The sequence below is a fragment of the Mycobacteroides abscessus ATCC 19977 genome, assembly GCF_000069185.1.
GTDB lineage: Bacteria > Actinomycetota > Actinomycetes > Mycobacteriales > Mycobacteriaceae > Mycobacterium > Mycobacterium abscessus.
Map to the genome: position 1 here is coordinate 4,227,316 of NC_010397.1, position 23,121 is coordinate 4,250,436.

Annotated in this window: 22 protein-coding genes; 11 read left to right on the top strand and 11 right to left on the bottom strand. The window is 63.7% G+C overall.

Translation table 11 applies throughout. The features are described 5' to 3' along the window. Positions 1-33: 33 nt before the first annotated feature. Positions 34-1,149: an NAD(P)H-dependent flavin oxidoreductase gene (locus MAB_RS21100; protein ID WP_005085883.1), complete on the bottom strand. Its 1,116-nt coding sequence runs from the start codon at positions 1,147-1,149 to the stop codon at positions 34-36. A 3-nt stretch (positions 1,150-1,152) separates the two neighbouring features. Continuing rightward, entirely contained in the window at positions 1,153-2,805 is a 1,653-nt protein-coding gene (locus MAB_RS21105) for an acyl-CoA synthetase (RefSeq protein ID WP_005086372.1), read from the bottom strand. A 99-nt stretch (positions 2,806-2,904) separates the two neighbouring features. Here MAB_RS21105 and MAB_RS21110 point away from each other — a divergent pair, with 99 nt between their 5' ends. Then, positions 2,905-3,702, top strand: coding sequence for a crotonase/enoyl-CoA hydratase family protein (locus tag MAB_RS21110; RefSeq protein ID WP_005112225.1), 798 nt, complete (start codon positions 2,905-2,907; stop codon positions 3,700-3,702). Positions 3,703-3,717: 15 nt separating this feature from the next. Continuing rightward, complete coding sequence (locus MAB_RS21115) at positions 3,718-4,353, top strand: LON peptidase substrate-binding domain-containing protein (RefSeq protein WP_005078016.1); 636 nt, start codon at positions 3,718-3,720, stop codon at positions 4,351-4,353. Here MAB_RS21115 and MAB_RS21120 read toward each other — a convergent pair. After that, positions 4,350-5,381 carry an LLM class F420-dependent oxidoreductase gene (locus tag MAB_RS21120; RefSeq protein WP_005078017.1) on the bottom strand — a complete coding sequence of 344 codons (1,032 nt, stop codon included), beginning with the start codon at positions 5,379-5,381 and terminating at the stop codon, positions 4,350-4,352. The two genes, MAB_RS21115 and MAB_RS21120, sit on opposite strands and share 4 nt — an antisense overlap. A gap of 77 nt (positions 5,382-5,458) precedes the next feature. On the opposite strand from MAB_RS21120, the gene MAB_RS21125 reads away from it, so the two are divergent. Genes MAB_RS21125 through MAB_RS21140 form a run of 4 tightly spaced genes read left to right on the top strand, consistent with a single transcriptional unit; the run spans position 5,459 to position 9,101 of the window. Continuing rightward, positions 5,459-6,448, top strand: coding sequence for a Zn-ribbon domain-containing OB-fold protein (locus MAB_RS21125; protein WP_005116049.1), 990 nt, complete (start codon positions 5,459-5,461; stop codon positions 6,446-6,448). After that, entirely contained in the window at positions 6,448-7,503 is a 1,056-nt protein-coding gene (locus MAB_RS21130; protein WP_005085871.1) for a thiolase domain-containing protein, read from the top strand. The genes MAB_RS21125 and MAB_RS21130 overlap by 1 nt, the downstream gene beginning before the upstream one ends. Positions 7,504-7,505: 2 nt before the next feature. Continuing rightward, positions 7,506-8,696: a thiolase domain-containing protein gene (locus MAB_RS21135; protein WP_005085868.1), complete on the top strand. Its 1,191-nt coding sequence runs from the start codon at positions 7,506-7,508 to the stop codon at positions 8,694-8,696. A gap of 3 nt (positions 8,697-8,699) precedes the next feature. Further along, positions 8,700-9,101 (top strand): nuclear transport factor 2 family protein, encoded by a 402-nt coding sequence (locus MAB_RS21140; RefSeq protein ID WP_005062283.1) that lies wholly within the window; start codon positions 8,700-8,702, stop codon positions 9,099-9,101. Between the two features lie 61 nt (positions 9,102-9,162). Here the strand turns inward: MAB_RS21140 and MAB_RS21145 are convergent, their stop codons facing one another. Together MAB_RS21145 and MAB_RS21150 are read right to left on the bottom strand one after the other, a co-directional pair. Further along, a complete protein-coding gene (locus tag MAB_RS21145; protein ID WP_005112229.1) occupies positions 9,163-10,509 on the bottom strand; it encodes an FAD-dependent oxidoreductase in 1,347 nt (448 codons plus the stop codon). A gap of 173 nt (positions 10,510-10,682) precedes the next feature. Then, positions 10,683-11,204, bottom strand: a complete 522-nt coding sequence (locus MAB_RS21150; protein ID WP_005085863.1) for a gamma carbonic anhydrase family protein — start codon at positions 11,202-11,204, stop codon at positions 10,683-10,685. A 150-nt stretch (positions 11,205-11,354) separates the two neighbouring features. On the opposite strand from MAB_RS21150, the gene MAB_RS21155 reads away from it, so the two are divergent. Both MAB_RS21155 and MAB_RS21160 read left to right on the top strand, forming a co-directional pair. Beyond that, on the top strand, positions 11,355-12,557 hold the full coding sequence (locus MAB_RS21155) for a 3-ketosteroid-9-alpha-monooxygenase, oxygenase component (protein WP_005078023.1): 1,203 nt from the start codon (positions 11,355-11,357) through the stop codon (positions 12,555-12,557). Positions 12,558-12,609: 52 nt separating this feature from the next. Continuing rightward, positions 12,610-13,050, top strand: a complete 441-nt coding sequence (locus MAB_RS21160) for a hypothetical protein (RefSeq protein WP_005094921.1) — start codon at positions 12,610-12,612, stop codon at positions 13,048-13,050. A gap of 1 nt (position 13,051) precedes the next feature. Here the strand turns inward: MAB_RS21160 and dtd are convergent, their stop codons facing one another. From dtd to MAB_RS21185, 5 genes are read right to left on the bottom strand one after another with little or no spacing between them, the layout of a single operon-like run. Then, complete coding sequence (gene dtd / locus MAB_RS21165) at positions 13,052-13,483, bottom strand: D-aminoacyl-tRNA deacylase (protein WP_005112231.1); 432 nt, start codon at positions 13,481-13,483, stop codon at positions 13,052-13,054. Between the two features lies 1 nt (position 13,484). Beyond that, positions 13,485-14,783 (bottom strand): FAD/NAD(P)-binding protein, encoded by a 1,299-nt coding sequence (locus MAB_RS21170; protein ID WP_005135613.1) that lies wholly within the window; start codon positions 14,781-14,783, stop codon positions 13,485-13,487. After that, positions 14,780-15,943, bottom strand: a complete 1,164-nt coding sequence (locus MAB_RS21175; RefSeq protein WP_005112233.1) for a sulfotransferase family protein — start codon at positions 15,941-15,943, stop codon at positions 14,780-14,782. The genes MAB_RS21170 and MAB_RS21175 overlap by 4 nt, the downstream gene beginning before the upstream one ends. A gap of 14 nt (positions 15,944-15,957) precedes the next feature. Beyond that, positions 15,958-16,743, bottom strand: a complete 786-nt coding sequence (locus tag MAB_RS21180) for an SDR family oxidoreductase (RefSeq protein ID WP_005086382.1) — start codon at positions 16,741-16,743, stop codon at positions 15,958-15,960. Further along, positions 16,743-17,915 carry a DUF1214 domain-containing protein gene (locus MAB_RS21185; RefSeq protein ID WP_005085850.1) on the bottom strand — a complete coding sequence of 391 codons (1,173 nt, stop codon included), beginning with the start codon at positions 17,913-17,915 and terminating at the stop codon, positions 16,743-16,745. Before MAB_RS21185 ends, MAB_RS21180 begins: the two co-directional genes overlap by 1 nt. Before the next feature lie 119 nt (positions 17,916-18,034). Here MAB_RS21185 and MAB_RS21190 point away from each other — a divergent pair, with 119 nt between their 5' ends. From MAB_RS21190 to cysC, 3 genes are all read left to right on the top strand, one after another. Continuing rightward, complete coding sequence (locus tag MAB_RS21190) at positions 18,035-18,958, top strand: IclR family transcriptional regulator (protein WP_005112234.1); 924 nt, start codon at positions 18,035-18,037, stop codon at positions 18,956-18,958. A gap of 193 nt (positions 18,959-19,151) precedes the next feature. Further along, positions 19,152-20,105 carry a sulfate adenylyltransferase subunit CysD gene (gene cysD / locus MAB_RS21195; protein ID WP_005086386.1) on the top strand — a complete coding sequence of 318 codons (954 nt, stop codon included), beginning with the start codon at positions 19,152-19,154 and terminating at the stop codon, positions 20,103-20,105. Further along, complete coding sequence (gene cysC, locus MAB_RS21200) at positions 20,105-22,003, top strand: adenylyl-sulfate kinase (protein WP_005085844.1); 1,899 nt, start codon at positions 20,105-20,107, stop codon at positions 22,001-22,003. The genes cysD and cysC overlap by 1 nt, the downstream gene beginning before the upstream one ends. Here cysC and MAB_RS21205 read toward each other — a convergent pair. Continuing rightward, positions 21,985-23,121, bottom strand: coding sequence for a glutamate--cysteine ligase (locus MAB_RS21205; RefSeq protein WP_005085842.1), 1,137 nt, complete (start codon positions 23,119-23,121; stop codon positions 21,985-21,987). The genes cysC and MAB_RS21205 overlap by 19 nt on opposite strands.

Below are 23,121 nucleotides of genomic sequence, written 5' to 3' on the forward strand. Positions count from 1 at the left end.
CGCTCGGCGCGGGGACCGGCTACCGCGCGCTGACTATCCGCGGATCTCGTCCAGCCTGTCCACCGCAGCCTCGAACCCCGATACCAGGTCGGCGACGATCTCCGCAGTGGGCCGGATCTCGTTCATCCGCCCCACGATCTGCCCCGCGGGGAAACACACCGTCTCCGGGTCATGCGCGCGGTTCATCCGCTCATGCGCCTCGCTGACCAGAATGTTCTGCAACGGCATCGGTAACGGCGTAGGCGCATCCTCGGCATCCCAGGCCTGCGTCCACTTGGTCTTCAAGAGCCGCGCCGGCTTACCCGTGTAGATGCGGGTGCGCACGGTGTCACCGGAGGTCGCCTTCAGCAGGGCCTGCTGCACCACGGAATCGCCACCAGCAGTGACGGTTCCGAGGTCGTACTCAGCGGCCGTGAGCCAGATCGAACCGGTCCATACCCCGGAGGCACCCAGCGCCAGCGCCGCCGCCGCCTGCCGTCCACTGCCGATACCACCGGCCGCCAACACCGGGGCACTGCCGTCGAGCGCGTCGACGATCTCCGGCCACAACACCATGGATGCCACGTCACCGGTGTGACCACCGGCCTCATAGCCTTGAGCCACAACGATGTCGACACCGTTCTCGACATGGCGCCGGGCGTGTTCGGCCTTACCTGCCAGCGCGGCGACAGGCACCCCATGCTCGTGGGCCTGGTCGATCACGTCCTTGGGCGGCGAGCCCAACGCGTTGGCGATCAGCTTGATCGGGTGCTTGAGCGCGACCTCAACATGAGAGCGCGCCACCGAATGCAGCCAGCCCAGCACGCCGGCCGACTCACGCTCTCCCGGCAGCGGCGGGACGCCCAGATCGGCCAATGTCTTCTCGACGAAGTCCTTGTGCCCCTGCGGGATCAACTTGTCGATATCCACCGCGGTACCCTCGGCGGGCACCTTGGCAGGCATCACGATATCGACGCCGTACGGTTTGCCGTCGGTGTTCTCGTCCATCCAGTTCAGGACGGCGTCGAGCTCATCGGGATCGTTGAACCGAACGCAGCCCAGCACACCCATACCGCCCGCACGGCTGATCGCGGCGGCCACCTTCTCCGACGGCGTGAAACCGAATATCGGGTAACGGATTCCAAACCGCTCGCACAGGTCGGTACGCATGACTCAGGCTCCCGTGTTGACGTGCTTGCTGTTGACCAGGTCGACCTTCTCGGTTTCCGAGACCTCCTTGGCCCAGCGATAGTCGGCCTTGCCCGCCGGGTTCCGCTTGACGGAGTCCACGATCCAAATGCTGCGCGGCACCTTATATCCCGCAATTTCCTTGCGGGCGTGGGCGTCCAGGTCCTCGAAGGTGAGCTCGACACCCTCACGCACCGCGATCACGGCCCCCACATGCTGACCCCACTTCTCGTCGGGTACCCCGACCACGACCGCGTCGAACACGGCGGGGTGGCCCTTCAGTACGCTCTCGACCTCCTCAGGGAACACCTTCTCGCCGCCCGTGTTGATCGAGACCGATCCACGGCCCAGCATTGTGACGGTACCGTCGGCTTCGACGGTCGCCCAATCACCCGGAATCGCGTACCGCACACCGTTGAACGTCTTGAACGTCTCGGCGGTCTTCTTCTCGTCCTTGAAATATCCGACGGGGATGTGGCCGCTCTTGGCGATCAGCCCACGCACCCCGGAACCGGGCTGAACTGGATTGCCCTCTTCATCGAGAACCGTTGTGGTGGAGCTGATCTTGACGGTCGGCCCACCGGGATGCATCTGCCCCTTGGTGACCGTGGACAGTCCGCCGGTACCGGTCTCGGAGGCGCCGATGGCGTCGGTGATCACCCGGTTGGGCAGCAATTCCAGGTAGCGCTCCTTGACGGTCTGCGAGAACAGTGCGGCACTGCTGGCCAGTACCCACAGCGAGGACAGATCGCGTGCGCGGCCGGTCTCGGTGTCCAATGCGTCGATGAGCGGTCGCCCGATGGCGTCGCCGGCGAAGAACAGCATGTTGATCTTGTGCTTCTCGATGAGCTCCCACACTTCTTCCGGATTGAACTCCGGCGCGAGCACCGTGGTGCGCCCCTGGAACAGGGCCATGAAGGTCGCCGCCTGGGTGGCTCCGTGGATCATCGGCGGGATCGGGAATCCGATGAACGGTGCGGCCTCGGCACCCTGTTTGGCCAGGTCCCACTCGCCCTCGATGTACTCACCGGTGACGTAGTTGATGCCTCCGAACAACGAGCGGTAAATGTCCTCGTGTCGCCACATCACGCCCTTGGGGAAGCCTGTGGTGCCGCCGGTGTAGATCAGGAAGATGTCATCGGGGCTGCGCTCCTCGAAATCGCGCTCCGGGGATCCCTGTGCCAGAGCGTCCGCGAAGGGGACCCCGCCGTACGAGTCAAACGACCCGTCCGCGCCATCTTCCACCACGATCGCGGTCTTGACATTGGGGGTGCTCGGCAGCACGTTGGCGACCTTGTCGCTGTACCGGCGCTCGTGCACCAATGCCGCCATATCGGAGTTCTCGAACAGGTAGTGCAGCTCGGCTTCGACGTAGCGGTAATTCACGTTGACCGAGATCGCACGGATCTTGACGATGGCCGTCAGCGCGATGACGATTTCGATGCCGTTGCGGCAATACAGGCCGACCTTGTCGCCGGGGCCGACGCCCTGGCTCTGGAGATAGTGCCCGAGCCGATTGGACTGCTCCTCAAGCTCGGCGTATGTCAGCTTTCGGTCACCGGAAATGATGGCAACACGATCGGGCATAGTGTCGATTGCATGCTCAATGAGGTCGGCAATGTTAAGGGCCATGTCCATAAATTAGAACGTGTTACATTTTTAGACAAGCCCCGGCATCTTGGAGGACCTCAATTGACCGAAGCTGACGCTCTTCGCGCAAGCGGCTCATCGCACACCGTGACCGAGCAGGACGCCCCGCATGCTCTGGTGGAACTCCGCGATCACGTCCTCATCGTGACGATGAATCGTCCGCACGCACGCAACGCCCTGTCCGGGGAAATGCTGGAGATCATGACGCAGGCCTGGGACCGCGTCGACAATGATCCGGAGGTCCGGGTCTGCATCCTGACCGGTGCGGGCGGATATTTCTGCGCCGGAGCCGACCTCAAAGCCATGAACAAGCGCGCCCCAGGTGATCAATTCTCCGATGGCAGCTACGATCCCTCGGTCATCCCCGGTCTACTCAAGGGGCGCCGTCTGACCAAACCGCTCATCGCGGCCGTCGAAGGTCCCGCAATCGCCGGTGGCACCGAGATCCTGCAAGCCACCGATATCCGTGTCGCGGGTGAGAGCGCCAAATTCGGTGTCTCTGAGGTGAAGTGGAGCCTGTACCCGATGGGCGGATCCGCGGTGCGGCTGCCCCGCCAGATCCCGTACACGGTCGCCTGCGACATCTTGTTGACCGGCCGACACATCAAGGCCCCGGAGGCCAAGGACATCGGACTCATCGGACATGTCGTTCCGGACGGTCAGGCCCTGGAGAAGGCGCTGGAACTGGCCAATATGATCGCCGGCAACGGGCCTCTCGCGGTCCAGGCGGTCCTCAAGACCATCCGCGATTCGGAAGGCATGCACGAGAACGAGGCCTTCAAAGCCGACACCAAGGTCGGTATCGGAGTCTTCACCAGTAACGACGCCAAGGAAGGCCCGCGCGCCTTCGCCGAGAAGCGCGCACCCAACTTCACCGGCAGCTAAACCCGCACAGATAGTGTGGGCGGCGTGACGCCGATGTTCCCGCTGCAATCGGTACTGCTGCCCGGGGAGCCCCTACCGCTACGCATCTTCGAACCGCGTTATGTTGCGATGATCCGTGACGTGCTGGCCGCCGACCACACCTTTGGCGTCGTGCTGATCGCCCGCGGCCGAGAGGTCGGCGGCGGAGACGTCCGGCATGACGTGGGAACGGCTGCCCGTGTCCTGGACTGCGAATCCCTGGGGGCGGATCGCTTCGCCGTGCGCTGCGAGGGCGCCGGTCGGATCCGGATCACCAGATGGCTCGAGGACGATCCCTATCCTCGCGCCGAAGTGGAACCGTGGCCCGACGAACCCGACGAACGGGTGCTGCCGTTGAGCGCACTCAACGAAGTTCAGGTGCGCATCGAGAACCTGTTACGGCGGGTCGCGACCGCACGACAGGTACGGCTTCCCCGCCGTTGGTCGATAGCCACGGGCCTGCCCAGTGGCGCCGAAAAGCGCCTATACGCCTTGGCTTCTCGGGTGCCCATGGGGCAGGCCGACCGCTATGCAGTGCTGGCGGCGCCGACGCTGGAGAAGCGCGTCAGCGCGCTGAACGACGCCGTCGACACCGTCAACGCGATGCTGGATTTCCGCGAATCCGACCGCTAGGTCAACGCGGACAACTGCTTGACGTGCTCCACGCTGCGACAGCCGACTACCAGCATGGTGACTCCGGCGGCCTCCCAGGCCTTGATCTGCTCCCGCACCTCGGCCTCGGTCCCGACGATCGTGGTGTCGAGCACCAACTCATCCGGAATCGCTTCGGCCGCTTTGTCCTTGCGGTTGGTACGAAACAGCTCGGTGACCTCGTCCACCACCTCGCCGTAACCCATGCGTCGATACACCTCGGCGTGGAAGTTCAGTTCCACGGCACCCATACCACCGATGTACAAGGCGGAGAACGGCTTCAGCTGATCGAGCACCGAACGCCGGTCCTCGGTGACGATCACCTGCGCGGTGGCGGCGATCTCGAAATCCTCGCGGCTGCGCCTGGCACCGGGGCGCGAGAAGCCTTCGTCGAGCCACTCGTTGTACATGTCGGCCAGCCGCGGCGCGTAGAACATGGGCAGCCAGCCGTCGGCGATCTCCGCCGTCAAGGCGACATTCTTAGGCCCCTCGGCACCCAGGAAGATAGGGATATCCGACCGCAGCGGGTGCACAATCGGCTTGAGCGGCTTACCCAACCCGGTGGCCTTGTCCCCGGTCAGCGGCAACGGATAGTGCGGGCCGTCGCTGCGCACCGGCGCCTCGCGGGCCAGCACCTGCCTGATGATGTCGATGTACTCCCGCGTGCGCGCCAGTGGCTTGGGGAACGGTTGCCCATACCAACCCTCCACCACCTGCGGTCCGGACACGCCCAGTCCCAGGATGTGCCGTCCACCGGAAAGATGATCCAGTGTGAGAGCCGCCATCGCGCAGGCCGTCGGTGTGCGCGCGGAAAGCTGAATCACCGAGGTGCCCAACCTGATACGGCTGGTGTCCGAGCCCCACCAGGCCAGCGGCGTGTACGCGTCAGAACCCCAGGCCTCAGCCGTGAAGACGGCGTCGAATCCGCCCTCCTCGGCGGCGGCCACCAGTTCACCCGCATTCTCCGGCGGAGAAGCCGACCAGTACCCCAGCTGCAATCCGAATTTCATGGGTCAGTTCTACCTGACGAGATATGCCGCGACCACCACCCTTGCGAAAAAAACTAGAACTTGTTCTACTCGGAGGTGTGACAGCCACCCAAAGCAGCACAACCGGGCCTTTGCCGCTTCTGACGGCACCCCTCGAACTGTCTTTTGATTACACCCGTTCGGTGGGGCCCACCCTCTCCAAGTTCTTCACCGCCCTGCGCGATCGGCAGATCGTCGGCACCCGGGGCAGCGACGGCAAGATCCACGTACCCGCGGCCGAGTACGACCCGGTGACCTATGCACCGTTGACCGACGTGGTGCCGGTATCGAGCGTGGGCACCGTCCAATCCTGGTCCTGGCAGCCCGAACCACTGGAGGGACAGCCGCTGGCCAAGCCGTTCGCCTGGGCACTGATCAAACTGGACGGCGCGGACACCTCCTTGCTTCATGCTGTCGACGTGGGGACTGCGGGCTCCGCAGGTATCACGACCGGGGCCCGCGTGCACGCGGTATGGGCCGACGAGACGGTCGGCGCCATCACCGATATCGCGTATTTCGCACTCGGCGAGAAGACGGCAGCGACCCCGGCCCCCACCTCTGATCAGGAGCCGGTCACCATGCAGGTCACGCCGATCCGCCTGGAAGTTCAGCACATCACGTCTCCTGAGGAAAGCGCTTACCTACGAGCGCTTTCCGAGGGAAAGCTGCTCGGCGGCCGCACCGGCGCCGGCGGGCGCGTGTACTTCCCGGCACGCGGGGCGGACCCGCTGACCGGAGAACCCACCTCGGACCTGGTGCAGGTGGCGGATAAGGGGGTCGTCACCACCTTCGCGATCATCAACATTCCGTTCCCGGGACAGCGCATCAAACCGCCCTATGTGGCGGCCTATGTGCTGCTCGATGGCGCGGATATTCCCTTCCTGCATTTGGTCTATGACATCGACCCGGCGGATGTTCGCATGGGCATGCGAGTCGAGGCCGTCTGGAAACCCAAGGAGGAGTGGGGATACGGGATCGACAACATCCAGTATTTCCGCCCGACGGGCGAGCCCGATGCCGACTACGAAACCTACAAGGACCGGGTGTGATGACTGATGTAGCCGTGGTGGGCTTCGCCCACGCTCCGCATGTACGGACCACCGAAGGCACCACCAACGGTGTCGAGATGCTGGTGCCGTGTTTCCGACAGATCTATAGCGAACTGGGAATTACCAAGTCGGACATCGGCTTCTGGTGCTCAGGCTCGTCCGACTACCTGGCCGGACGCGCGTTCTCGTTCATCTCCGCGATCGACTCGATCGGTGCGGTGCCGCCGATCAACGAATCCCATGTGGAAATGGATGCGGCGTGGGCACTCTACGAGGCATATATCAAGATCTTGAGCGGGCAGGTTGAGACCGCACTTGTCTACGGATTCGGCAAGTCTTCCGCCGGAATTCTCCGCAGGACCCTCGCGCTGCAGACGGATCCCTATACGGTCGCGCCGCTGTGGCCCGACTCGGTTTCCCTGGCGGCGCTGCAGGCGCGTGTCGGCTTGGACTCGGGCAAATGGACCAAGGAGCAGATGGCACAGGTTGCCCTCGATGCCTTCCGGCGCGCCCAGCGCGTCGACAGCGAGCCGTCGGCATCGAGTGTCGATGAGCTATTGGCCCGGGACTATTTCGCCGACCCCCTGCACAAGCATGACATCGCACCGATTTCCGACGGTGCCTCGATCATGGTGCTGGCGGCCGGTGATCGCGCCCGCGAATTGCGCGAAAACCCGGCCTGGATCAGCGGTATAGAGCATCGCGTCGAGACACCGATCCTCGGCGCCCGGGACCTGGCAACCTCTCCGTCCACGGCCGCGTCGGCGGTCGCCGCGACCGGTGGTGACACCGGCTCCATCGAGGTGGCGGAGTTGTACGCTCCCTTCAGTCATCAGCAGCTGATCCTCGCCGAGGCCATCGGCCTCAAGGACTCCACGACGGTCAACCCGTCCGGTGGCGCCCTCGTGGCCAACCCGATGTTCTCTGCCGGGCTGGAGCGGATCGGTTTTGCCGCACAACATATCTGGAATGGTTCGGCACAGCGGGTACTGGCACACGCGACCAGCGGACCGGTGCTGCAGCAGAACCTCGTCGCGGTGCTGGAGGGCAAGTAAACATGGGTGCATCGAAGAACCTGGCTGCCGTCATCGGCACTGGGCAGACAAAGTACGTCGCCAAGCGGCAAGACGTCTCCATGAATGGTCTTGTCCGCGAGGCCATCGATCGCGCCATGACGGATGCCGGTGTCGATTGGGACGATATCGATGCTGTCGTCGTCGGCAAGGCCCCCGACTTTTTCGAGGGCGTCATGATGCCCGAGCTCTTCATGGCGGATGCGATCGGTGCGACCGGAAAACCGATGATCCGGGTGCACACCGCGGGGTCCGTCGGAGGATCGACAGGCGTAGTCGCGGCCAGCCTCGTGCAGTCGGGCAAGTACCGCCGGGTTCTGGCACTCGCCTGGGAGAAGCAGTCCGAGTCGAATGCCATGTGGGCGTTGTCGATTCCCGTGCCGTTCTCGGTTCCGGTGGGAGCGGGCGCGGGCGGATACTTCGCACCCCATGTGCGTGCATACATCCAGCGGTCCAAAGCGCCGCTGGACACCGGCGCCATGGTGGCCGTGAAGGACCGGCTCAACGCCGCCAAGAACCCGCTGGCACATCTGCATCAGCCCGATATCACCGTCGAGAAGGTGATGTCCTCCCCCATGCTGTGGGATCCCATCCGTTTCGATGAGACCTGCCCATCCTCGGACGGCGCCTGCGCGATCGTCGTAGGCGACGAGCAAACCGCGGACCGGCGTATCAAGGAGGGGCATGCGGTCGCCTGGGTGCATGCCACCGCGTTGCGCACCGAGCCGCTCGACTACACCGGCCGCGACCGGGTGAACCCGCAGGCCGGGCGCGATGCCGCGGCCGCACTGTGGAAGGACGCCGGAATCACCAGCCCCATCGACGAGATCGACGTCGCGGAAATCTACGTGCCGTTCTCCTGGTTCGAACCGATGTGGCTGGAGAATCTGGGATTCGCCGCCGAGGGCGAAGGCTGGAAGCTCACCCAGGCCGGCGAGACCGCGATCGGCGGCAAGATTCCGGTCAACGCGTCCGGCGGCGTGCTCTCCTCGAATCCGATTGGCGCCTCGGGCCTTATCCGATTCGCCGAGGCCGCCATTCAGGTAATGGGCAAGGCCGGTGATCATCAGGTACCGGGCGCCAAGAAGGCACTGGGCCACGCCTACGGCGGCGGCTCGCAGTACTACTCGATGTGGGTGGTCGGATCCGAAAAGCCCGCAGGAAAGGAGCAGTAAGGCATGAGCCTCGCAGATCAAGCAGGCAAGCGTTCCCGCGCGGCCGTCGAGGCCCGCGACAAGCAGGCCTGGGTTGACAACTTCGCCGAGGACGGTGTGGTGCAGGATCCGGTCGGCCCGTCACCTTTCGATCCGGATGGCAACGGACATCGCGGCAAGGAAGCCATCGCGGCGTTCTGGGACAACATCATCGCGCCCACCGAGAAGCTCGACTTCATTTTCGACGCCACCTACGACTGCGGCACCCATCAGGCCAACGTGGGGCGCATCATCACCACTATGAACGGCTACCAGATGACGGCCGAGGGTGTGTTCACCTACGAGGCCAACGACGAGGGCAAGCTCGTCGTGCTCCGCGCCTACTGGGAGTTCGACAAGGTCGCCGGCACGGCGAAAAAGGTCTAGCTACACCGGACGCACATAAAGGCCCCCGCGCTGTGTCGCCAGGGGCCTTTATGCCTTCACGCTAAGAGGCCTGGCGCCCGGCGCTGATCATCTCCTCGCGCGGTACCACTTTGATGCGTTCCCGGCTCTGCTCTTGTCCGAGTGCCACCTCATGAGCATCGAGCCGTTCCCACTCCTCCCAGGTGGTGTAGTCGATCCCGCTTCCCCGCAGGTGTGCGAATATCGCGTCGGGGTCCGAGATTTCTGCGGGTTGGATACCCGGGAGGTCTGCGAGCAGGCTAGTGATCGTCTCGGCGGCATCGGATTTGGTATGCCCGATCAATCCGACAGGCCCGCGCTTGACCCACCCGGTGACGTAGGTGGATTCGATCGGGATCCCGTCGATATCCAGCACCCGGCCCGCGTCATGCGGGATAACCCCGGCATGGTGATCGAACGGGAGGTCGGCCAGGTGCGAGGAGAGGTACCCCACCGCGCGATACACGGCCTGAACCGGCCAGTCGGTGAATTCGCCGGTTCCCCTGACGGTTCCGTCACCGATGAGCTCGGTCCGTTCGGTACGCAGGCCCTCCACGCGATCGATGCCCAGTACCGCCGCCGGTGACTGGCACAGGTGGATGTGAATACGGTGCGGCGCACCGGTGGGCTCTTGACCCAGGTACTTCATCATGGTGTCGACAACGAGCTTGGTGGCCTTGCTCGAGTTGATGGCCTGCTGACTGCCCTCGTCGATCTCGAATCCCTCCGGGTGCACGATGACATCCACACTGGGCGAGTGCGACAACTCTCGAAACTCCATGGGGCTGAACTTGATCTGGGCCGGGCCACGTCGCGCGAAGACATGGACGTCGGTGGCCTGGTTGAGCGCCAGACCCTGGTATACGTTGGCGGGAATCTCGGTGCTGAGCTGTTCATCGGCGGGCTTGGCCAGCATCCGGGCGATATCGAGCGCGACATTTCCGGCGCCGAGGACGGCAACACTCGTGGCCGTCAGTGGCCAGTCCCTGGGGACATCGGGGTGGCCGTCATACCAGGACACGAAGTCGGCGGCACCATAGCTTTCCGGCAGATCGATGCCCGGAATATCGAGCCCGCGATCGGCGCGGGCTCCGGTCGAGAAGATCACCGCGTCGTAGAACCGGCGCAGCTCCGAAAGCTTGATATCGGTGCCGTAATGAACGTTTCCGATGAAGCGGATCTCATCGCGGGAGAGCACCCGGCGCAATGCCTTGATGATCTCCTTGATGCGCGGATGGTCCGGGGCCACTCCGTAACGCACCAGTCCGTACGGCGCAGGTAGCCGGTCGAAGACGTCGACCTGTGCGTGCTCGTACTCCTTGGTGAGGATGTCGGCGGCGTAGATACCGGCCGGACCTGCGCCGATGACCGCGACTCGGATCTTCCTCATGCCATCCCCTTGCGATTTGGAATCTATTAGGTAAGGCAAGCCTAAAAACAATTCCACCGAAAGTGGGACGCACGTCCAGAGATCCCGATCACACTCCGCCCCGGCGAGCAGACGCTCAACGCAGAGAACGCCCACCCGAAGCGGGTACTAAGCGCCTGCTCGCGACGGAGAGGTTACTTGTCCAAACCGGCCAGATAGCGCTTGCCCAGCTCCCGATACGCGGCCGGAACACCCTTCGTCAGGAACTCCGCCGGGGTACCCGCGACCGGCCCCTTTACCTTGGCCGGCGAGCCCATGACCAGGACATCCGCGGGTATCTGGGCGCCTCCGAGCACCAGCGATCCCGCCGCCACCATGCTGCGCGCACCGATGGAGGCACCGTCGAGCACCGTCGCATGGTTTCCGATCAGGGCACCGTCTCCCACGGTGCAGCTGTGCACCAGGCACATGTGCGCGACCGTGGCCCCCTCACCGATATCGACCGGCATCCCCGGGTCGCTGTGCAGCACCGATCCGTCCTGGATGTTGGCCCCCACCCTGATGATGATCGGGGCGTAATCGGCGCGGATGACGGTGTTGAACCAGATAGAGACACCGGCCTCCACCGTGACATCCCCGATGAGACAGGCAGTCGGCGCCACGAACGCCTCGGGGTGGACGCTCGGGCTTTTTCCGTCGAGTGAGTACAAAGGCATCGAAATACCCTAGCGACACTTCCCTAAGTACCTTATTTCCGCTTGTGGCAGGCACATTTCTTGCGCCCCGCGGGGTCAAAACTGTAACATGTTCTAGTTGAAGGTGGTCGCCACAGCGACCGGCATCGAAACACTGGAGGCAGCCCCGCCATGAGCACAGACACCGCAGGAATCGGCGTTCGCGAGATCGACGTCGGTGAGCTCCCCACCCGCTACGCACGCGGTTGGCACTGCCTGGGCGTCGCAGAGTCGTTCAGGGACGGTGAGCCCCACGCCATCGACGCGTTCGGCACCAAGCTGGTGGTATTCGCCGACACCCAGGGCGACATCAAGGTGCTCGACGGCTATTGCCGCCACATGGGTGGCGATCTGTCTCAGGGCTCCATCAAGGGCGACAACGTGGCGTGCCCGTTCCATGATTGGCGCTGGGGCGGCGACGGCAAGTGCAAGCTGGTTCCGTACGCCAAGCGCACCCCGAAGCTGGCCCGCACACGCAGCTGGATCACCGACGTCAAGAGCGGTCTGCTGTTCGTTTGGCACGACGCCGAAGGCAACGGCCCCACCGATGACGTCGAGATCCCGGAAATTCCGGAGTACTCCGACGATGGCTGGACCACCTGGGACTGGAACACCATCGTCATCGAGGGGTCCAACTGCCGCGAGATCGTGGACAACGTCACCGACATGGCCCACTTCTACTACATCCACTTCGGATTCCCGACGTACTTCAAGAACGTCTTCGAGGGACACATCGCCTCGCAGTACCTGCGCACCGTCGGCCGCCCCGACGTGCAGCTGGGCGGTTCCTCGCAGTACACCGGCGAGCAGATCCTGGATTCGGAAGCCTCGTACTTCGGGCCCTCCTTCATGATCAACTGGCTGCACAACAACTACGGCGGCTACAAGGCCGAGTCGATCCTGATCAACTGCCACTACCCCATCGACCAGAATTCCTTTGTGCTGCAATACGGCGTCATCGTCCAAAAGCCCGCGGGCATGGACGAGAAGATGACCGGCAAGCTCTCGCGCGCGATGACCAAGGGTGTCGGGCAGGGCTTCCTGCAGGACGTCGAGATCTGGAAGAACAAGACCCGCATCGACAACCCCCTGCTGGTCGAGGAGGACGGCGCTGTCTACCAGATGCGCCGCTGGTACTCGCAGTTCTACGTCGACAAGGCCGATGTCACCCCCGAGATGACCGACCGGTTCGAGCTGGAGATCGACACCACCAAGGCCAACGAGTTCTGGCACGGCGAGGTTGACGAGAATTTGCAACGGCAAGCCCTGGAGAAAGAAAAGGCCGAGCAGGCGGCAGCCGAATCCGGATCCCATGCCGAGGCGACGCAAAGCTGAAGCCATGACAGAAGTTTCAGCATCGGCTGAGGCCAACACCAGCCCACCCACTGTGGAGGAGCTGGCTCAGTCGATGCTGTCACTGCACGGCGCCCACGGGGAAGACACCGCGCACGAGGCCAATGCGCCGGGCCGGCCCAATGGCCACTGGTCCAAGGCGCCGGCATTCGAACACGACCCCGAGCGGGCCGCCCGACTACACGCGGCCACCGAGGGCGACAAGCAACGGTATCTGACCTCGGGCCTACAGGAAGTGGACTGCCGGTTCTGCCACGGCTCGGTGATGGTCAAGAAATTGGGCGTCAATCATACTGCGGTGCAATGGAACACCGCAGCAACCGACAAATGCGCCTTCTTTGCGCAGATGCGCGAGGAGGGCACCAATACTGCCCGGATACGCGGCTGCCCACGCCTGTCCGACAGCATCGCGCATGCCATCGCCGAGGGATGCCTGGATCCGATCTGCTCGGCGCCCCCGCCCGGAGACGGTTGAGCTACAGCTCCAGCAGCACGGTCACCGGACCGTCATTGACCAGTTCAACTCTCATGTGCGCGCCGAACACCCCGGCTTCGACCCGCGCGCCGAGCTTGCGCAGTGCGTCCGCGAACGCGTGCACGATGGGCTCGGCGACACCGCCCGGTGCTGCCGCATTCCAGGCGGGACGGCGCCCCTTCTTGGTGTTGGCGTACAACGTGAACTGGCTGACCACCAAGATAGGGGCACCCACGTCCGCCGCGGACTTCTCATCATCGAGAATGCGAAGCTGCCACATCTTCTCCGCGAGCTGTGCGGCCTTTTCGGCATCGTCGTCATGAGTGACGCCCACCAGGGCCAGTAAGCCCTGCCCGTCGGGGCGGATCGCGCCGACCACCTCGCCGTCGACGGATACGGCCGCGGAGACGACCCGTTGCACCAAAACACGCACACTACGACCCTATCAGCGCCGCCAGAGCCTCCGCCTGCGACCTAATCTCCGCGAAAGCCGTTGTTTCCCATAGATTTCCGCGCCTCAATGGCCCCAAGGCCCACATCGGTACATGCCCAGGAAGGAGGCGCCCCGACGGGTCAGTATCCAGCCCCAGGTTCAGCGGCCCCGGCCGTACCAGGCCGTCGTCCAATAGCTGGCTCCACAACGGATCGGCACCGGCCGCGATGTCGTACCGCGGTCCGGTGCAATTGATTATCGCACCCACATCGAGGACCTGCCCCGTGGACAAGGTCGCCCTGATTTCCGCGCCCGATGTCGAGGTGCCTGCCAGCGCCGCGCGATAGATGCGCAACGCCCCGGCGGCGACATCCTGTTCGATCTGCGCGGCGGACTGCGGCGGCATCCGGTGTCGGTGAATATCCCACTGCCTGCGGTACTTTCGCAGAAAGACCGCTCGCTCGTCAGCGATCATCCGCGCCCACAACTCGGCTGCGTGTGGACGCAGCGCGTCGACGGCCGCACAAGCGTCACCGCTCTGCGCGGTCACGTCGTGGATGTAGCGCACCGAACGTTCCAGTACCTTGCCCCGGTCCATCGCGAATGTCGGTGGCGGCGCCGCGGGAAATGCACGGTGTGCTCTTGGCAGCAGCCCACTGCGGGATATCGCGTGCAGAACACGACCGGGCCTGCGTAGCGTGCGGGCAAGGTCGACCATCGTCAGACCTGTTCCCACCAGTAGAAGATCACCGTCATCGGGGAGGTCTTCAAGCACATCCTGTCGCCACGGGTCGCGGATAAACAACGCGCTGTCACGCAACGAGCTTGGCGCCCAGGAAGCGCCGGGCATGTTGGGGCCCGCCGCCAGGATCACGGCGTCCACATGGGCGATCTCGCCGTTCCCCAGAGCCACCGAGAGCCCGTCACCGCCCCGTCTCACTGCCACCGCTCGATGATGAAGACGGCTCACCCGATCGCCGCGTGCCCGCTCGAACGTGTGGGAGAGGTAGCGTCCGAAGAGCCCGCGCGAGACGAAATCCCCAGGACCGGTGTCGGTCTGGCCGTTGTCATGCAGCCAGGCCACGAAGCCCAGCGGCTCGGCGGAATCGACGCCCAGTTTTCCCGCCGGCACATTCAGGAGGTGGCGGGGGTCTGTTGTGCGATACGGCACTCCGGGCCCGGTCTTCGCGTCAGGATCGACCAGGGTCAGGTGCAGCTCCCGTGAGTCGTTACGCCGCAGCAAGTGCAGGGCAGCCATCGTCCCGGCCGCACCCGCCCCTATGACGGCTACACGGGTCACAGCCCGGCGAAGCGCTCCATCACCGCTTCCTTGCTCAGCCCGTAATCGGCAAGCGAGTAGACGTGCTTTGGTGCGCGCGGGCCCTTTTGGCTTTCGTCGTTCATCTTCTGCATCTCGACTAGCGCGGATGCCGACAGCTCGAGTCCGAAGTGCCGATAGATGGATTCGACAGTACCGATGGGGTCGGAGATGAAGTCGAAGTAATCGACGTCGCAGAACTGAGACTCGTCATACTTGGCACGTGCGGACTTGAACGACTCCAGCCCCCGGGCCCAGGTATCGAGTTGATCGGCACCGAGGGTGGCGCCAGTGAAGGTCTCCGACCAGCCCGCCGTGGCATGCTCGTTGAGCGAGCAGACCGAGGCGATGATGGTCTCGGCCGGACGGTGGGTCTGAATCACCAACGCGTCCGGGTACACCTCCATGAGCGCATCGAGCGCGAAGAGGTGGCTCGGATTCTTGAGTACCCAACGCTTTTCGATATCGTTGAGTCCGATCAGCTGCAGGTTGGCTTTGTAACGCCGGTACGCCGGGGTCCAGTCCTGCCCGGACAACCACCGAGCATAGGACGGCACGTGGGCAAGGCATTCGTACGACACCGAATGCACCGACTGCCGCAACAGCTGCCAGCATTCCTCGACCTCGCTGGCCGACATGTAGTGCAGGCCCATGAATTCCGGGTTCTCTACGTGGTGTTTCGAGAACTGCCCCTCCAACTGCTGGTACACCGGGTTGGCATCCCAGGTGTCGCGCGGTGGCCGCGGCTGCGGGAAATCGGCCAGCCACATCTCCAGCCCCTGGTGCATAGGATCTGCGTTGAGAAGCCGGTGCAGCGCGGTAGTACCGGTGCGGGGCAGCCCGGTGACGAAAATGGGCCGGTCGATGGCAACCTGCGCGTAATCGGGATGCGCCTTGAACGCGGCCTCGCTGAGTAGCCGCGCACCCAGCGCACCGCGCAGGAAAACCCGAGACATCTTGGAACCCAAGGGGGTCAGGCCGGCCTCGCCCTGGTACGAGTCCAATAGGACGCCAAGGGCCTCGCGGTAGTTGTCGACGGAGCCGTCACCGAAGTCATCGAGTCCGATGAGCCGGGTAGCCGACTCGTGCAGATCGTCGACGGTGCCGACGCTGGTGCGCTCTGCGCTTGATTCAAAGCTCATGGGAAACTCCTTGGCTAGGCGTGGAACTCGCCGCAGTTGACATCGAGGGCCTGGCCCGTGATCCCGCTCGCGAGATCGGACGCGAGGAACAACACGGCATTGGCCACCTCATCGGTGGTCGGCAATCGCTTGAGATCGGAGTTGGCCGCCGTGTACTCATAGATCTGCTCGACGGTCCCGCCGTACTTCTTGGCCTGGTGTTCGAAATACCCCTTGAGATTCTCGCCCCACATGTATCCGGGCACCACAGAATTCACCCGGACTCCCTGCGGCCCCAATTCCGTTGCGAGCGACTGAGACATGGCTAGCAGCGCCGCCTTGGCGATCTTGTAACTGCCGTAGCGCACCTGCGAATGCCGGATGACCATCGAGTTGATATTGACCACCGCGCCCTTCGATTGAGCGAGAGCGGCGGCCACCCGTTGCGTCAGACGCAGTGTGCCGACCACGGTGAGTTCGACGCTATCGCGAATGTGCTGATAGTCGGTCTTCTCCAGCGACTTCATCGACGGAATGCTGAAGGCGTTGTTGACGAGAACGTCGATGCCACCGAACTCCTCGGTGGCGCGCTCGACGAGATTGGCGGCGCTGGCCTCATCGGTGATGTCCGTGGCCACCGCGAGAGCCCTGCGTCCGGTAGCCGCGATCTGTCTGGCCACCTCGTCGAGTCGTGACTGGGTCCGCGCGGCGAGAACCACGTCGGCGCCCGCCTCGGCGAACTTGATGGCGAGGGCGGCACCAAGGCCGGGCCCAATACCGGATACGACGACAACCTTGCCGTCGAAATTGAGAAGACTCATCAGCCCAACATCCTTGCGCCGATCGCGGTCTGGCGTTCCGCAATGCGACTACGCCACCCTTCCTCGCTGATCTGATTCTGCGAATAATGCGGCAGCTTCGCCGGGATATCGCCGACGGCGACTACCTCCACGGTCGGACCATCGGCGGGCGTCAGCTGCCGGTCGGCCCGCTGCCAGCGGAACTGAAGGTACGCACGCCGATGCCCAAGTGTCTCAATCCAGTTGGTGACACCAGGATTGGTGTTACTCACCACCATTCTGATGTTTCCATCCGGGTCGATCTGGGCCTGGCTGGAGTTCAGCGAGGTCTGATGATTGATGTAATCGAGCGATATGTACCAGAGGCTGCCGAGCTGGAAACCCTGGTACGGCGCATCCGATTTGGGGACGGTGATGATCATCGCCTGGTCGTCGGCAAGATCATAGTGTCCCACCGAGGAGAACTGAGTGGCCAGACCTCCGGGGGTGAGTCGCGGTTCGGTCATGGTGTTGACGGGCAGGTTGTCGTAGAACCATTTGGGGAATTGCAGCCAGGTCTTCACTCGATTCACCAGCTGCTTACCTGCGCTGGCGTAACGCTTTTCGATCTGTTCCTTTGTCAGCGGGGCAGGGGCGGTGCCCGCGGTGTCCACTCGCGCGATGGCGAGACTACCGCGCTGCTCGCGCCAATCGCTGTACACCTCACGCATGACCAGCTGCGCCGGTCCCGGCCCCAGCGTGAAGTAGTTGGGCCGGGAGTCATCGGCAGGCGCGGGTCCGAAACGTACCTCGAAGCTGCCGTCGCTGTCGATGTGGATCTCTCGATCGTCGAAAGCGATGGCACTGCCCGGCACGTTCTTGTCGGTGTAGTCACCGCCGCCGAGCACCTGGAAACTCAAATCGGTAGTAGTACCGCGTTTTCCGGTGACCACGTACTCATACTCCCCGCTCACCCGGGCCCCGAAGTAAAGGGTGTCGGGGTTGTCCAAGCCCATCTTGGTAAACGGACCGGTACCGGAGAGCAGGAATGGGTGGTCCCGGTCGGTGTGAAATGCCATGTGCGTGCAGGCGGCTATCCCCTGCGCCAGATATTGAAGCCCTTCCAACAGGTCGGCTTCGGTTTCGATATGCGGGGCCGCGACGATCAGCTCCTCCGCCTCGACGATGGCAGCGGTGAAGGCTTCGCTGTACATATCGCTCCTGACTGGTACAGATTTGTACCGCAGTGGTAGAATCTATCCAGACAGTAGAGCGTGGCTACCGGGTACGTCAAGAATGTCGGGGATCGGCGCACGGGCACAGGAGGTTTCAGGTGATCGAAGACCGGGACAACGGCGCGGGCAGAACCTCACCGCCCACCGAACGCGTGATGGCCGTGCTCGACTTCCTGGCGCAGCACCGCACCGAGCGCTTCGGACTGTCCGAATTGGCGCGTCGACTGGGCCTGAGTAAGCCCACCTGCCTGGGCATAGTGACCACACTCGCCGAATCCGGTTTTCTCATCCGGGACGATCGCGACAAGACGTACAGCCTGGGGCCGGCGCTCATCCGCATCGGCAGGGCCGCCCAAGAGTCGCTACGCGCCAAGCCGGCAAGCCGCGACCAATTGCTCGCATTGACAAGGGAATTTGGGCACACCGCAGCCCTTTCGGCGGTCGTCAGCGATCGCGTGACCGTACTGGAAGTGGTAAGCGATCCCGATCACCCGGTTCGGGTCGAGGTCGGCCAGAGCTATCCGTTCACCCCGCCGGTAGGCCTGATGTTCGTGCTCTGGGATACCGACGAGACCATCACCTCCTGGCTGGCCAAGGATCCGACCGCTCCCGGCCGCACCGCAGATGACCGCTTACGCAAGGTGATCGAGGAATGCCGCGCCGACGGCTACCTGGTGGAACTGCTCACCCCCGCCGGCCGGCAACTGTACTCACTGATGGCCGGCGTGCCGGGCGACATCCCCAACGAGCTGCGCGCACTGCTCGGCGAGATCGTCTCTGGCATCGGTGAACGGGTCTACCTCCGCAGCGAGAACTACACCGTCGGCTCCGGCGCAAAGGTACGGCACCGGGTGAACGTCATCTCGGCACCGGTGTACGACCACAATGGCAAGCAGGCCATGGTCGCCAGCCTCTACATCGCCGACGACCTCACCGACGCAGAAATCACCACCCGCGCCAAGGCGCTGGTAGGCACCGCGGACGGCATCACCGAACATATCGGCGGCACCAAGCCCTTTTAGTTAGACCCTGCCCCCGCCACCGCCGAGTGAGCGCATCACCGCTCGCACTCGGCGGTTTTCGCACGCCGACATCCGCACTCGAGACGCCACATGAGCGCCACACCATTGACACCCAACGAGAACGCGTTCTAATCTGGGCTGGACCGAATACGAACCGATATGGTACATATTTGGACCGAATGGAGTTGTGGATATGCCGACATCGTCCGATGTTCTTCACCCGAGAGGCTCGTCACCGGCCGACTCATACGAGTTATCGCACTTGAACGCCCTCGAAGCGGAGGCGGTCTACATATTCCGGGAGGTTGCAGCCACCTTCGAACGGCCGGTGCTGCTGTTCTCCGGCGGCAAGGATTCCGTCGTCATGCTGCACGTCGCGGCCAAGGCGTTCTGGCCCTCACCGCTGCCGTTCCCCGTCATGCATATCGATACCGGGCACAACTTCGACGAGGTCATCGCCTTCCGTGACGAGACAGTCGGGCGTTACAACCTACGACTGGAAGTCGGCAGTGTGCAGGACGACATCGACTCGGGCGCGGTGGTCGAGGAAACCGGCCCGGGCGCCACCCGTAACCGCCTGCAGACCGCGACCCTGTTGCGCAGCATCAACGAGCACCGCTTCGACGCCGTGTTCGGCGGCGCGCGGCGCGACGAGGAGAAAGCCCGCGCCAAGGAGCGCGTGTTCAGCTTCCGCGACGAGTTCGGCCAGTGGGATCCACGCGCACAACGCCCTGAACTCTGGAACATCTACAACGGCCGCCATCGCAAGGGTGAGCACATTCGGGTGTTCCCGCTGTCCAACTGGACCGAGCTGGATATCTGGCAGTACATCGAATCGGAAAGCATCGTACTGCCGTCCCTGTACTACGCGCACCAGCGCAACGTGGTGGAACGCGACGGAATGCTGCTGGCAGAAACCAGATTCCTCACCCTGCAACCGGGCGAAAAGCTCGTCGAGAAGTCGGTCCGATTCCGCACGATCGGCGACGCGACCTGCACCGGGGCCGTGGAGTCCGTCGCGTCAACTCCCAGCGCCGTGGTGGAAGAGGTTGCCGCCACCCGCATTACCGAGCGGGGTGCCACCCGCGCCGATGACCGGATCTCCGAAGCCGGCATGGAAGACCGCAAGAAAGAGGGGTACTTCTGATGAGCACGGTGATGCATACCGCCGAACCAGCGCAGGAGCTCATCCGCATCGCCACCGCAGGCAGTGTCGACGATGGCAAATCAACCCTGATCGGCCGCCTGCTCTATGACTCCAAGTCGATCTTCGCCGATCAGCTTGCCGCCGTGGAAGCCAGCAGCAAGGCCAAGGGTGAAACGCAGACCAATCTGGCCCTGCTCACCGACGGCCTGCGCGCCGAGCGCGAGCAGGGCATCACCATTGACGTCGCACATCGCTACTTCTCAACGCCCGCACGCAAATTCATCATCGCAGACACTCCCGGTCACGAGCAGTACACCCGCAACATGGTGACCGGGGCGTCGACGGCCGACTTGGCGATCATTCTCGTCGACGCCCGTAACGGGCTGACCCAACAAACGCGGCGACATGCGTTCATCACGTCGCTGCTCGGTGTCGAGCACGTGGTGTTGTGCATCAACAAGATGGATCTGGTGGACTGGTCGCCTCAGCGATTCGACGAAATCAAAGAAGAGTTCCGGCGATTCGCCACCAAGCTGGAGCTGCATGACCTGACCGTCATCCCTGTGTCGGCTCTGCTCGGCGACAACATCGTCACCAGGTCCACCAACACTCCATGGTACGAAGGTCCGTCGCTACTGCATCATCTTGAACAGGTACACATTTCGTCGGACCGCAATCTGATAGATGCGCGCTTTCCCATCCAGTACGTCATCCGTCCACAGGGCGGTGCGGCAGCGCCCGGGGCCGAGCGGATCACCGATCTGCACGACTTCCGCGCCGTGGCCGGGACCGTCGCCAGCGGCGTGTTCAAGCCCGGAGACGAAATCGTGGCATTGCCATCCGGTTTCACTTCATCGGTCGCGGCTATCTGGGGACCGGGCGGCTCGGTAGTGGACGAGGCGTTCGCGGGGAGCGCGGTGAGTGTGCAACTCGCCGACCAGTTGGACCTGGGCCGCGGCGACATGCTCTGCCGGCCGAACAACCGGCCGCTGGTCGGCGCTCAGATAGACGCCATGGTGTGCTGGTTCACCGATGTGTCCACCCTCTCCGAGGGATCGCGGTTCGTGATGCAGCACGCGAACTCGACGGTGAAGGCGGCCATCGCGGGACTCGACTACCGGCTCGACGTCAACAGCCTGCACCGTGATCAGGAGGCTAAAGAGCTCAAGCTCAACGAGATCGGACGTGTCCAGCTGCGATTGCAGCGCCCGATCATGTTCGATCCCTATCGGCGCAACCGCACCACGGGCAGTTTCATTCTGGTGGACGAGGCCACCAACAACACGGTCGCGGCGGGCATGATTTCCGGCCCCACCCTGCACCAGTCCAAGGTCGTCTGGCATTCGTCCGCGGTTTCCCGCGACGAGCGCTCGACCAAGGGTGGCACGATCTGGATCACCGGACTGTCCGCCTCCGGAAAATCCACCGTCGCCGTGGAATTGGAGCGCCGCCTGGTAGCCAGAGGTATCCCGGCCTATCGGCTCGACGGCGACAACCTGCGGCACGGCCTCAACGCCGACCTCGGATTCTCGGCGGCAGATCGCGCCGAGAATGTCCGCCGCGTGGGTGCCGTGGCCCAGATCCTTTCCGACTCCGGTGTTGTCGCGGTGGCCGCGCTCATCAGCCCGTATCGCGCCGATCGCGATAAGATCCGCGCTCAGCACGAAAAAGCCGGGCTACCGTTTGTCGAGGTGTTCGTGGATACCCCGGTGGAAATCTGCGAGCAGCGCGACCCTAAGGGTATGTACGCCAAGGCCCGTGCCGGCGAGATCTCTGATTTTACCGGCGTCAACGCGCCGTATGAGGCACCGGAGAACGCCGAGCTGGTGCTGCGGCCGGAGGAGGGAGACCCGGAGCAGCAGGCAGCCACAATTCTGGACTACTGGCTGTCGGTATAGCGGACGGGCTCCAGTTCGTTGACCACCGCATCCACCACCGCACCCAGGTCGCCGTCATGTTCTTCGGCTACCCGTCGCTGGCGTTGATAGGACCCGCCGTGCCGGTAGATCTCTTCCACCGCAGCCAATTCCGTCTCACATTCCAGCAGCCGGGCGATGGGCTGTAACCGGGTCAGCAGGTCGTCGAGATCCTCCGTCACCAGCCGCTCATTACTGTCTTCGTCCAGGATGATGACGGCGTCGAGACCGTAACGTGCACTGCGCCATTTGTTTTCCTGCACGTGCCAGGGCGGCATGGTGGGTAGAGACTCCCCCGCCTCCAGCTTGCGATCCAGGTCCACCACCAGGCAATGCGTAAGCGCGACCAGCGCCTCTAGCTCGGCGACATTGGAGATACCGTCGAAGATGCGAACCTCGACGGTGCCGAGTGCCGGTGAAGGCCTTATATCCCAGCGGATTTCGTTGAGCTGGTCAATGATCCCGGTCTTCATCTGGTCGTCGACGAAGCCCTCGAACTGCTCCCAAGCCTGGAAGTGGAACGGGAGACCCGCAGTGGGCAGCTGCTGAAACATCATGGCCCGATTACTGGCGTACCCGGTGTCCTGTCCCTCCCACATCGGCGAAGAGGCGGACAGCGCCAAAAGGTGCGGGTAGTAGTTGAGCATCGAGGTGACGATCGGCATCACCTTGTGCTTGGAGGAGATACCGACGTGCACGTGCACGCCCCAGATCAGCATCTGCCGTCCCCACCACTGCGTCCGGGCAATCAGCTCGTCGTATCGCGGCGCATCGGTGAGCTGCTGCGCGGACCAGCGGGCGAAGGGGTGTGTACCGGCACAGAACAACTCCATGCCCATGGACTGCACGATCGGACGAACGGTGGCCAAGGTTGTCTGCAAGTCGTGCATCGCCTCGCCGACCGTCCCGCAGATACCCGTCACCACCTCGATGGTGTTACGCAGCAGCTCCTTGTGGACGTGCGGTGTTTCACCGATGGCCGCGAGTACCGCAGACGCCGCATTGGTGAGGTCCCTGGTCTGGGCGTCAACGAGCGCGAACTCCCACTCAACCCCCAGCGTGGGCCGCGGTGACCCGCGAAATTCAATCGGGCGGGCCAC